Annotated in this window: 11 protein-coding genes; 10 read left to right on the top strand and 1 reads right to left on the bottom strand. The window is 35.5% G+C overall.

Going from position 1 to position 11826, the window contains the following annotated elements; all coding sequences use genetic code 11:
* Positions 1 to 26 precede the first annotated feature (26 nt).
* The 10 genes from thiS to SLH48_RS14405 all read left to right on the top strand — a co-directional run bounded on the left by thiS (position 27) and on the right by SLH48_RS14405 (position 10932).
* Positions 27 to 230, top strand: a complete 204-nt coding sequence (gene thiS, locus SLH48_RS14450; protein WP_320258760.1) for a sulfur carrier protein ThiS — start codon at positions 27 to 29, stop codon at positions 228 to 230.
* A gap of 1 nt (position 231) precedes the next feature.
* Entirely contained in the window at positions 232 to 999 is a 768-nt protein-coding gene (locus SLH48_RS14445) for a thiazole synthase (RefSeq protein WP_214483498.1), read from the top strand.
* Positions 996 to 2015 (top strand): thiazole biosynthesis adenylyltransferase ThiF, encoded by a 1020-nt coding sequence (locus SLH48_RS14440; RefSeq protein WP_320258759.1) that lies wholly within the window; start codon positions 996 to 998, stop codon positions 2013 to 2015. Before SLH48_RS14445 ends, SLH48_RS14440 begins: the two co-directional genes overlap by 4 nt.
* 262 nt (positions 2016 to 2277) lie before the next feature.
* The gene (gene thiD, locus SLH48_RS14435; protein ID WP_320258758.1) at positions 2278 to 3081 is read left to right on the top strand and encodes a bifunctional hydroxymethylpyrimidine kinase/phosphomethylpyrimidine kinase; all 804 of its coding nucleotides are present in this window, start codon (positions 2278 to 2280) and stop codon (positions 3079 to 3081) included.
* 1 nt (position 3082) lies between these two features.
* Entirely contained in the window at positions 3083 to 3739 is a 657-nt protein-coding gene (thiE, locus tag SLH48_RS14430) for a thiamine phosphate synthase (RefSeq protein WP_320258757.1), read from the top strand.
* 574 nt (positions 3740 to 4313) lie between these two features.
* A complete protein-coding gene (locus SLH48_RS14425) occupies positions 4314 to 6071 on the top strand; it encodes an ABC transporter ATP-binding protein (RefSeq protein WP_320258756.1) in 1758 nt (585 codons plus the stop codon).
* A complete protein-coding gene (locus tag SLH48_RS14420) occupies positions 6068 to 8092 on the top strand; it encodes an ABC transporter ATP-binding protein (protein ID WP_320258755.1) in 2025 nt (674 codons plus the stop codon). Before SLH48_RS14425 ends, SLH48_RS14420 begins: the two co-directional genes overlap by 4 nt.
* Before the next feature lie 341 nt (positions 8093 to 8433).
* A complete protein-coding gene (locus SLH48_RS14415; protein ID WP_320258754.1) occupies positions 8434 to 8670 on the top strand; it encodes a hypothetical protein in 237 nt (78 codons plus the stop codon).
* Positions 8671 to 8685: 15 nt separating this feature from the next.
* Positions 8686 to 9627, top strand: a complete 942-nt coding sequence (locus SLH48_RS14410) for a phosphotransferase (RefSeq protein WP_320258753.1) — start codon at positions 8686 to 8688, stop codon at positions 9625 to 9627.
* A 168-nt stretch (positions 9628 to 9795) separates the two neighbouring features.
* The gene (locus tag SLH48_RS14405; protein WP_320258752.1) at positions 9796 to 10932 is read left to right on the top strand and encodes a serine hydrolase; all 1137 of its coding nucleotides are present in this window, start codon (positions 9796 to 9798) and stop codon (positions 10930 to 10932) included.
* Between the two features lie 352 nt (positions 10933 to 11284).
* Here the strand turns inward: SLH48_RS14405 and SLH48_RS14400 are convergent, their stop codons facing one another.
* Positions 11285 to 11671, bottom strand: coding sequence for a globin (locus SLH48_RS14400; protein ID WP_214483508.1), 387 nt, complete (start codon positions 11669 to 11671; stop codon positions 11285 to 11287).
* Positions 11672 to 11826: the final 155 nt, after the last annotated feature.

Raw genomic sequence — 11826 nt, 5'->3', positions numbered from 1 at the left:
ATGTTGTTAGTGAAAGGAGTGTGAGAATGAAGTTATTTATTAATGGTGATCGGGTAGATGTACCTGATAATTTAGAAAATATATCAGATGTACTCGCCCACTTCGAGCTTGAGGATAACATTGTTATTGTTGAAATTAACTCTACTATTTTACAAAAGCAGGATCATAAAGATACACAAGTAAATGATAATGACAAAATTGAGATTGTACATTTTGTAGGAGGCGGTTAATATGTTAAAAATTGGACCATATGAATTTTCATCACGCTTATTTTTAGGAACAGGTAAATATTCTAGTTTTGAGGTACAAAAGGAAGCTGTTGATGTATCGAATACAGAAGTATTAACTTTTGCAGTTCGAAGAATGAATATTTATGAAAAAAGTCAACCTAATTTTTTAGAACAGTTAGACGTGAGTAAATATAAGTTATTACCAAATACGGCTGGCGCAGCAACGGCTGAAGAAGCTGTTCGTATTGCAAAGCTAGCAAAAGCTTCTGGTCTTTGTGATATGATAAAAGTAGAAGTAATTGGAGATTCAAAAACGTTGCTACCAGATCCAATAGAAACGTACAAAGCATCCGAACAATTACTTGATGAAGGCTTTATTGTCTTGCCTTATACGTCTGATGATGTTGTACTAGCAAGAAAACTACAGGAGTTAGGCTGTCATGCAATTATGCCAGGTGCATCACCGATTGGCTCTGGACAAGGTATTATCAATCCTTTAAATTTAAGCTTTATTATTGAACAGGCTACGGTTCCAGTAATCGTAGATGCAGGAATCGGTAGTCCAACAGATGCAAGCTTAGCAATGGAGTTAGGTGCTGACGGTGTATTGTTGAATACAGCAGTATCTGGTGCAAATGACCCGGTTAAGATGGCACAAGCAATGAAGCTGGGGATTGATGCAGGACGGTTAGGGTATGAGGCGGGGCGTATACCAAAAAAACGATATGCTACTGCTAGCAGTCCGATGGAAGGAATGAGCATTGGTTGAGTGAACGTTATTCACGACAACAATTATTTTTACCGATTGGTGAAACAGGTCAACAAAAAATCTCTAACAAGCATGTACTCCTTATTGGGGCTGGAGCATTAGGAACAGGCAATGCTGAAGCCCTCGTGCGAGCAGGGGTTGGAAAATTAACAATCGTTGATAGAGATTATGTTGAATGGAGCAATTTACAAAGACAACAACTTTATAGTGAAATAGATGCACAAGAGAGAATACCTAAGGCTGTTGCAGCAAAAAGCCGATTACAAGCGATAAATTCACATGTGGAAATCAATGCACATGTTGCAGATGTGTCTGTACGAGAAATGGAAGAGTTGGTTTTAGGAGTAGATCTCATCCTTGATGCAACCGATAATTTCGATACGAGATTGCTAATAAATGATATTTCGCAAAAATACGAAATTCCTTGGATATATGGTGCTTGTGTTGGAAGCTATGGAATTAGCTATACAATTGTCCCTGGAATCACACCATGTTTACATTGTTTACTAGAAACAGTCCCTTTAGGAGGGATGACATGTGATACTGCTGGAATTATTAGTCCAGCAGTTCAAATGGTGGTCGCTTATCAGACAACTGAAGCTTTAAAGATATTAGTCGAAGACTGGGCTGCTTTAAGAAAAAAGCTAGTATCTTTTGATCTTTGGAAAAATCAACATTCAGCAATTAGTGTTGATAAAGTAAAGAAGACTGAATGTTCATCTTGTGGTGAAGATAGAACCTATCCATTTCTATCTTATGAAAATCAAACGAAATCAGCCATTCTTTGTGGCAGAGACGCGGTACAAATTCGACCACCAAAAAAAATTGATCGGGATTTGGAAAAAGTAGCTGATCTACTGAAATCTCAAGGTGGTACGGTTGAGCGTAATCCATATTTAGTTACATTTTCGACAGGTCAACATCGGCTCGTTATTTTTAAAGATGGTCGTGTCCTCGTTCACGGCACAAAGGAAATATCAGAGGCAAGGTCGTTATATCACAAATATTTAGGGTGAAAACATGTAATGAAATGAAGACACTCATTGCCAATACAGTCAAACAACATACTGTTTTGCTTTGAGTGTTGTTTTTAGCGATAAACAAAGCATTGTTACTTCATCCAAATGAGGATGTATAAACCTTCAAAAGCTGTTCTAATTTAGTAGCAATAACAACATTTTAAAATGAGCTAAATAAAATAGTGTATGTTCAAAAAATCCTTCCCATTATCAAGCACTTACTTATTTGAACATCCTAGTAAAGTTGGAGATGGTACAAATGAATGTATATAAAGCATTAACAATTGCTGGATCTGATAGCGGAGGTGGAGCAGGGATTCAAGCTGATTTAAAAACATTTCAAGAGCTTGATGTGTTTGGTATGTCTGCTATTACAGCAGTGACCGCACAAAATACTCTCGGTGTTCAAGGGGTCTTCCCATTAACAGTAGAAGCTACGATTCAACAAATAGACTCTATCGCTACCGATTTAGCTCCAGACGCCATAAAAACTGGCATGCTATTTTCGAGTGAATTAATCAAAGCGGTAGCTAATAAAATTTCTGAATATAGGTGGCAACATATAATTGTTGACCCTGTAATGGTTGCAAAGGGTGGTGCTGCCTTGCTTCAAGAAGAAGCGGTTACGACTCTTAAGAAGTACTTAATCCCGTTAGCATATGTTATTACTCCGAATATACCAGAAGCAGAAATAATTGCAGGCATCAAGATAAATAATTTGGATGATCGACAAAAAGCTGCAAAAATGATTCATGAACTAGGTGCACAGAATGTAATCATTAAAGGTGGTCATGACGAAGACGATATTGTTGTAGACCTATTATTTGATGGTGACGAGTTTTATGAGTTTCATAACAAAAGAATAGAAACGAGACATACACATGGAACTGGTTGTACTTTTGCAGCGGCAATTACCGCAGAAATTGCTAAAGGAAAAGCTATTTACGAGGCTATTGAGACTGCAGAAGCTTTTATCCAAGCAGCGATACAGCATGAGTTAGGCATTGGTTTGGGACATGGACCTACGAATCATTGGGCATTTGGCAAGAAAGGAGCTCTTTAAAATGTCTAATAAAAAGGTTCAAGAAATGTTACCACTTTATCTCGTGATGGGCAGCCAAGATTGTTTAGGTGATCCTTGTGTCGTTCTACTCGAAGCGATCCGTGGTGGTATCACTGCTTTTCAATATCGTGAAAAAGGTATTGAAGCAAAAAGTGGCATAGCAAAATATGATCTAGGAATTGAGCTTCAAAAGATATGTAAAGATCACAACATCCCTTTTTTCGTTAACGATGATATTGAATTAGCAATTAAGCTTCAAGCAGATGGTGTACATATTGGCCAAGAGGATGAGCCAGTCGAAAATGTGCGTAGTAAAATAGGCTCCACAATGGTATTAGGCGTATCTGCTCATACAGTTGAGCAAGCAAAAGATGCAACCGCAAAAGGAGCCGATTATTTAGGTGTAGGCTCAATCTATCCAACTAATACAAAAAAAGATGCGACAAATGTAAATGGACCTTCGATTATTCAAGAAATGAGAGACAACGACATTTCGGTACCGATTGTTGCAATTGGTGGGATAAAAGCTGGAAAGATTCATCCAATAATACAAGCTGGAGCAGAGGGTGTTGCAGTCATTACAGCAATTACACATGCAGATGATAAAATGAGTGCTACACGCAAATTAATTGAAGAAGTTAGCTCAGCAAAGATTTAAATCGTTAACACAATTTGTTAATTCACATATTTTTTTAAAAAATAAGAATTGACAGAACAAGCCAATTAATGATAATCTAGCAAAGTATTAACTTTAACTATTAACAAGGAGGGTTACGAAATGATGAAGAAAATTGTATTCATTACTGATATCAAAGATGTAGACGTGAACAATAACAATAACTTCATAATGAAAAACGTGACCTATCCAATGACGGCTTTTTATATTTAAACTAAGAGATTTTTAAAAAAATCTCAGAAGTTGAAAACAATTGTTCTCACAAGGTATAGGTCATGGAATTAATCCGTGGTTTGTGCCTTTTTATATTGCTATACAATATAATTGGATAATTAGGGCATATCTGGAATCATTCGGATATGCCCTTTTTATATATAACGATTGTTCAACATAACAGAGCAAAGGTATTTCTGTTCATTGAACACTAAAACAACATACTTAACCAAATTTTTTAGGAGGACATGAAATGGAAGCGAAACAATCATTGAGAACGATGAATACTGGAGATCTCGAAGGTGGCTAGCGTACAGACAACTAAGAAAAGGAGGATGATCACATGTTTTCAGTTTTATTAAAATTAAAATGGTTTTTTAAGGAAGAATGGAAACGCTACGCAGTGGCAATTACATTATTGTTTATCGTGAACATATTAGAGGTGATTCCGCCATGGCTAATCGGTGGGGCAATTGACGATATTTTTGTAGGTAGTTTGACTGTTCAAAAACTGACTCAATATTTATTGGTGTTATTGGCAATTATGGTTGTCACATATGCAATGACATATAAATGGATGTACAACTTATTCGGTGGAGCGTTCGTTGTGGAGCGAACGTTACGTTCAAGATTTATGAATCATTTATTAAAGATGACCCCAACATTTTATGAAAAGAAACGCACAGGGGATTTAATGGCACAGGCTACGAATGATTTAAAAGCCATATCAATCACAGCCGGTTTTGGAATACTTACACTCATAGATTCTTCTGCATATATGTTGACGATATTATTTACAATGGGTTTTATGATCAGTTGGAAGTTAACTCTTGCGGCAGTGTTACCAATGCCAATCATGGCGATTGCGATGAAGATTTATGGAAAGAAAATCCATGAACGGTTTACGGAAGCTCAGGATTCATTTGGTGATATGAATGACCGTGTGTTGGAATCCATATCAGGTGTTCGAGTTGTGCGTGCATATGTACAGGAACAAGCAGACCGACAACAATTTGAGTCCCAGACCAACGATGTTTATAAGAAAAATGTAAAAGTTGCAGTCATTGATGCACTGTTTGAGCCAACGATAAAAGTATTAGTTGGTATGAGTTATTTAATAGGTCTAGGTTACGGAGCGTATCTAGTCTTTCATAAGGCTATTACATTAGGTGAGCTCGTTTCATTTAACGTTTATTTAGGAATGCTTATATGGCCAATGTTTGCAGTGGGAGAATTAATGAATGTAATGCAACGTGGTAATGCGTCACTAGATCGTGTTAACGAAACACTTTCATATGAAGCAGATGTAATGGACGATAAGCAACCTCGTTCGCTTGAATATCCAGGAGCAATTTCATTTGACAATGTGACATTTAAATATCCTTCTTCAGAGGTTAATAATTTGGAGGGAATATCATTCAATCTATCTCGTGGAGAAACGTTAGGGATTGTTGGTAAAACAGGAAGTGGAAAGACAACGTTAGTAAAACAACTTTTACGTGAATACCCGCTTGGTACTGGAAATATTGCTATTTCTGATGTGTCACTTGAGCATATTGCGATAGAGCAAATTCAAGGATGGCTCGGTTACGTTCCTCAAGATCACGTGCTGTTCTCTAGAACTGTAAAAGAAAATATCATATTTGGTAAGAAAGACGCAACAGACAAAGAGATTGACAAAGCCATTGATTTAGCTGCTTTCCGTAAAGATTTAGCTCTTATTCCTGAAGGACTAGAAACATTAGTAGGAGAAAAAGGAGTGTCATTGTCGGGCGGGCAAAAGCAGCGAATTTCTATCTCTCGAGCGCTCGTAGTTAATCCAGAAATACTGATTCTAGACGATTCTCTTTCAGCAGTTGATGCTAAAACAGAAACAAAAATTATTGAGAATATCCAGCAAGAACGAGCTGGCAAAACTACAATTATAACAACACACAGATTGTCTGCTGTCCAGCATGCTGACAGAATACTCGTTCTCGAAGATGGAAAAATCACTGAAGATGGTACCCATTTTGAATTACTACAACAAAACGGATGGTACAAAGAGCAATATGACCGTCAGCAACTAGAAGAACATATTGAAGAGGAGGTGGTTGTATGACAATAGGAAAACGCTTATTTAATTATGCTCTTTTATACAAAAAAACAATCATCTTTGCACTACTCATGCTAATGGTTGCTGTTGCAGCTGATTTAGCTGGTCCATTTATTGCAAAGCGCATGATTGATCAGCACATTTTAGGAATTGATAGTTATCCGTGGTATGAAACAGATGAAGGGGAAAACGCTGTATTATATCAAGATACATGGTACAAACGGGAGGATCATTTTTCTGTCGATGAAGTAAAAGGAAAAGAGGTTCGCGTCTTACAAGTAGGTAGAGATTATGTGTTTGTTGACCAACCAGTTACGACTCCTGAGGGTGAAAGAACATTTGATGACGGCACATTGATCATTACCCGTAGTAATGAACAGATGAGCTATCCAGCTGTCGAACTAACAAATGATGAGCTATTATCTTTTTACATGCCAGAAGTAGACGATTTATTTAAATTAATTTTAGTGTACTTTGCTTTGCTTGTCGTCGCTTCAATATTCACATATGGGCAAAAATTTTATCTAGAAACTTCGGCAAATCGTATTATTAAGAAAATGAGAAACGATGTATTTACACATATTCAAAAACTGCCAATTAAATATTTCGACAGTTTACCAGCTGGAAAAATAGTTTCAAGGATTACTAATGATACTGAAACGATAAAAGAACTATTTGTAACCGTGTTAGCAACATTCGTTACTAGTATTATTTATATTACTGGTATTTATATTGCGTTATTTTTATTGGACGTAAAACTTGCACTCATTTGTTTAGTGCTTGTTCCAATACTAGTCATTTGGATTAAATTTTATCGAAAGTATGCGTCAAAATACAACCATATCATACGATCACGCTTAAGTGATATAAATGCAATGATCAATGAATCAATACAAGGAATGACTATTATTCAAGCATTCCGAAGAAAACCTGAAACAAAAGAAGAATTCGAAGAAATTAATAAAGATTATTTCGACCATCAAAATAAGTTACTACGCTTAAATTCTTTAACATCTCATAATTTAGTTGGCGTACTACGTAATATTGCCTTCGTTGCTTTGATTTGGTATTTTGGTGGCCAATCATTAACAGTAAATTCGGCTATATCCCTAGGTGTGCTATATGCGTTTGTTGATTATTTGAATCGTCTATTCCAACCGATCACTGGATTAGTAAACCAATTAGCAAATCTTGAGCAAGCATTAGTATCTTCAGAACGAGTTTTTGAGCTTCTTGACAAAGATGGCACAGAAGTTTGTGAGGATAAAATGCCACGCTATAAAGGTAATGTTACATTTGATAAAGTTTCTTTCGGCTATAAAGAAGGGGAAACAGTTCTCCATGATATTTCCTTTGAGGCGAAGGAAGGGGATACGATTGCACTTGTAGGTCATACGGGTTCAGGAAAAAGTTCAGTTATGAATCTTCTGTCCCGCTTTTATGATACGAAAGAAGGCAAAATACTCATTGACGGTCAAGATATAAATACTATCCCAGTACAAATGTTAAGGCAGCATATGGCAATCGTTTTACAAGATCCATTTTTGTTTACGGGCACAATAGCTTCTAACGTTAGCTTAAATGACCCAATGATAACTCGTGAACAAGTAGAAAAAGCTTTAAGAGATGTTGGGGCAGATCGATTGCTTAAAAACTTACAAAATGGCTATGACGAGAAGGTAATTGAAAAAGGGAGTACGTTATCTACAGGGCAGAGACAGTTAATATCTTTTGCACGTGCACTTGCTTTTGATCCAGCAGTTCTCATTCTTGATGAGGCCACCGCAAATGTTGATACAGAAACTGAAAAGATTATTCAGGACGGGTTAGAAGTGTTGAAAAAAGGACGTACAACGTTTATTATCGCTCATCGCCTATCGACGATAAAAAATGCGAATCAAATTTTAGTACTCGATCGAGGACGAATTGTTGAACAAGGTAATCACGATGATCTCATGCAAATGAGAGGAAAATACTATCAGATGTACCAGTTACAACAAGGTAAACAGTCGTCTTTAGCAGGATAAACGGTACTTCAACGTAACGGATGACCTATCTAAAACATGTTTTTTACATCGTACGAGGAGTTTTCGATTAAAAAACATGTTTTATGGGTCAAAAACGTGAATTTATGGGTCAAACTGAGACATTTATGGTTCAAAAACGTGTTTTATGGGTCAAATAGAGAGGTTTATCGGTCAAAACATGTTTTATGGGTCAAACTGAGACATTTATGGTTCAAAAACATGTTTTATGGGTCAAACTGAGACATTTATGGGTCAAAAACATGAATTTATGGGTCAAATAGAGAGGTTTATCGGTCAAAACAGGTTTATAGATCAAAATCGACAAGTGGTGGTGAACGACCATGACGGAAATTGATAAACGGGGTAGATTAAATGAAGAAATGTTTAGTTACCGAGTAACAAAGAACAACACAGTTTTTATTACATGGATGGGTAAACAAGTAAAAACATTAAAAGGTAAAGAAGCAGAAAAAATAATTACTAAACTTCAACAAGCCAATAGTAAGCATGAAGTTCAATTAATTCTTGCTAAGGTAACAGGAAATTTCAAAAGAGGTAATGAACGTTCTATAAATTAGGAAAAGGTGATATAAGTGAATACTCAAGAAACACAAAACTTGTTCAGGTTATGGGATGTGGAATGGACAGAGGAAGCTGCTAATTCTATATATAGATATTCTCCTGTATATAAATGTCAGTATCGAGGGCAGGATGTTATTATTAAACGAACTCGAAGAACGATGGATACTGCACAAAAGCTTGTTGAATGGACTACGAGCTTACATTCTAATGGAATAAAAGTGGTTACCCCAGTCAAGGTGGAAAATCCATTCATTCAATATAAAGACCATACTTGGACAATGTATCCTTTTATTAAAGGTCGTAAATATGATGGTTCTCTTCAAGACATCTATGAAGCAGGAAGATTATTAGGTCAAATTCACAATAAAGTAGATACGTTTGAATGTGCTCGGTTTGATTGGCTAAATTTTGATGATGAATTTACGAATGATGTAACAAATGATTTGCAGGAGATCTCATCTAACTTATTAAAAAATCGTCCAGAGAAAAAAGAGTTTAATATATTAAAAGGTCGTATTGAAGATTTCTTAACGAGTGATTTTTCTCGTTTAAAGAAAAAAACGCTACCAATGGTTAATGCAAGCTGGGATTATAAAGCAAGTAATTTAGTTTACGAAAAAGATAATCATCCAGTTTTAATTGATCCAGACAATGGAGGAATTGTTCCAAGAATTGTAGACTTAGCATTAGCATTAATTTTATTCCATACTGAGATAGAAACCGCACCTAGCAGGTTGTTTACTGAAGAGGAATGGGCTGAATTTACAAAAGGATATTTTGAATATATTACATTAACTGAAGAAGAAAAAATATTATGGCAAGACGTATTGTTATTCGTTTATTTTGATGAAGCGTTGTGGGCAATCGTTGATATGGAAGACGATGAAACAGAGCGACAAAAGCAGTTTATATATTCTTTAACAGCATTTAATCCAGTAAAATACTCACTATAATTTGAGGGTTACTCAAAAAGCGGAGTGACTACAACCGTTGTAGTTATGAACGCATCTTTGAGTTTAGCCCTTTTTATGTGCAGATGCATGTATTGCATAACTGAAATATATTATTTTTTCCTATTTTAATATATATGGAATATTTGTAGATTACAAGGTGGTGAAGAAATGACTCTAGTTCTTAAAATTCTCGGTATAGCAGTTATTATATTTCTTGTTATTATTTGGGGTATAAGGCGCTGGATATACACACCAAGCACTGATTATGTCTTAAAGTTCCTGGAGGAAAATAAAGAAAAATCATCACTTTATTTAATCGAGAATGGTGAGGTAATAGGGGATATTAGATCTGATCAAAGCATGCCTTTAGCTAGTACAGTAAAAACGATTATCGCAATTGAGTATGCGGAACAAGCAGCTGAAGGTTTAGTCACATCAAATGAAACTGTTCAAATTTGTGTGTTAGAAAAATTTTATGTTCCCAATACAGATGGAGGTGCTCACAACGCTTGGCTAGAGCGTATGAAAGAACTAGACCTAATACAAAATGACACTGTTAGACTTGAAGAAATTGTAAAAGGTATGATTCAGTTTAGTTCAAATGCAAATACAGAATTTTTAATGATGAGGCTTGGATTAGATCAAATTAATGAGCGAATAAAAAAATTGGGACTGGATAATCATGAAGAAATCTATCCATTCGTATCTAGTTTATATATTCCATACGAAGTAAAGGCTAATAACTACGGAAAAATAACAAGCAAACAAGAGCACCAACTAGTGAAAGAAACACTTAAAGATTTATCTTCAGTAGAGTGGAAAGAGTTAGCTAATCAAATACATAAAAAACTTAAAAGTGATGATGCGAGCATTTATAAACAAAAAGCAGATCCTTCAACTTGGCATGATAGCGACTTTGATCGAATGTTTTCAGAGCGGTTTAGTACATCTACGACTAATAATTACGCACGAATTATGGAGAAGATTAATAGTCGTGAATATTTTTCACCTGAAGTACAAGAGCATTTACATCCTGTAATGGAAGGATTAATGGAAAATCCAGCTAATCAACAATGGTTGAAGCATGCAGGGCAAAAAGGTGGTTCAACTTTATACATATTGACAAAAGCCCTATATGCGACTGATAAAAATGGGAATCAAAGAGCGCTAGCAATCTTTTTTAATCAATTAAATACCTATGAATCAATTAAACTTTCAAGTAGTTTAAATGAGTTCGAATTATCAGTTTTACGTGACAGTCAATTTAGAGATAGAATTAAATCACTAACAAATAACCATGAATAGGTTCAAATAATTTTCACATTATTGACATAAAACGTTTGAATTTCCCTGTCAACTGTTATGATAGTTCATGCTAACCTTATTATAAATAGAAGTAAAATATTTTATGAGCACGTAACTAATATGATTAATGTACATAATGGGGGATCATGATGGAAGAATTATCTGTGACACTATTCATCGCAAGCTTTATGGTGTTAGGGCTACTAATTGGGACTAATATATGGGATTCTTAAGCTGCTACATTGCGTAGCAGCTTAATTTTATTATTCACCATTCTTTGAGTCTGTGTCTTGAGGTAGATTTTTCTTCGCATGTGGAGATTAAATGCTACTTCATTTACAAAAATTCAAGTTTATTCAGTATGTGTATTTACCATTATTGCAGCCACTTGTTTCAGTCGGTCGTAGAACATGTCAGCAGCATGTCCAGTTAACTCAGTTTCTTCAAACGCTTCTTTCATACAATTCAGCCAAGCTTGAGCTCTGACAGGAGTAATTTCAAATGGGAGATGGCGATGCTGCATAGCAGGTGGTCCGAATTCATTACTGTATAGAGTGGGTCCACCTAAAAACTGTGTTAAAAACATTTGTTGTTTTCTTTTTATTTCATTTATATCGCCACTAAACAGCGGTTGTAAATCTTTGTTTGCATAAACCTTTGGATAGAATGCATCTACAAGACTGTGAACAGCCCTTTCTCCACCAATTAATTCATATAGTGAATGCATACCTTTGTTCATAAAATCCACCAACTTTATACAATACACATCATTGTGTAAGTTATTTTTTATTCACATTATTACTATACCAATTGTTAATACGTGTTTTAGTGATATGAATCACTACAGAGTATATGAATTTTATATAAGAACGCTGAGTTTTATAAATCATAACG

Origin of the sequence: Cytobacillus sp. IB215316, from assembly GCF_033963865.1 — a bacterium.
Taxonomy (GTDB): domain Bacteria; phylum Bacillota; class Bacilli; order Bacillales; family SM2101; genus Nanhaiella; species Nanhaiella sioensis.
The sequence above is the reverse complement of the archived record's forward strand: the minus strand, read 5'-3'. Positions and strand labels throughout refer to the sequence as shown.

Coding starts and splice junctions, on each gene's coding strand:
- SLH48_RS14400 (WP_214483508.1), bottom strand. CDS start 11,671: ATGAACAAAGGTATGCATTCACTATATGAATTAATTGGTGGAGAAAGG.
- SLH48_RS14425 (WP_320258756.1), top strand. CDS start 4,314: ATGTTTTCAGTTTTATTAAAATTAAAATGGTTTTTTAAGGAAGAATGG.
- SLH48_RS14420 (WP_320258755.1), top strand. CDS start 6,068: ATGACAATAGGAAAACGCTTATTTAATTATGCTCTTTTATACAAAAAA.
- SLH48_RS14445 (WP_214483498.1), top strand. CDS start 232: ATGTTAAAAATTGGACCATATGAATTTTCATCACGCTTATTTTTAGGA.
- SLH48_RS14405 (WP_320258752.1), top strand. CDS start 9,796: ATGACTCTAGTTCTTAAAATTCTCGGTATAGCAGTTATTATATTTCTT.
- thiS (WP_320258760.1), top strand. CDS start 27: ATGAAGTTATTTATTAATGGTGATCGGGTAGATGTACCTGATAATTTA.
- thiE (WP_320258757.1), top strand. CDS start 3,083: ATGTCTAATAAAAAGGTTCAAGAAATGTTACCACTTTATCTCGTGATG.
- SLH48_RS14415 (WP_320258754.1), top strand. CDS start 8,434: ATGACGGAAATTGATAAACGGGGTAGATTAAATGAAGAAATGTTTAGT.
- thiD (WP_320258758.1), top strand. CDS start 2,278: ATGAATGTATATAAAGCATTAACAATTGCTGGATCTGATAGCGGAGGT.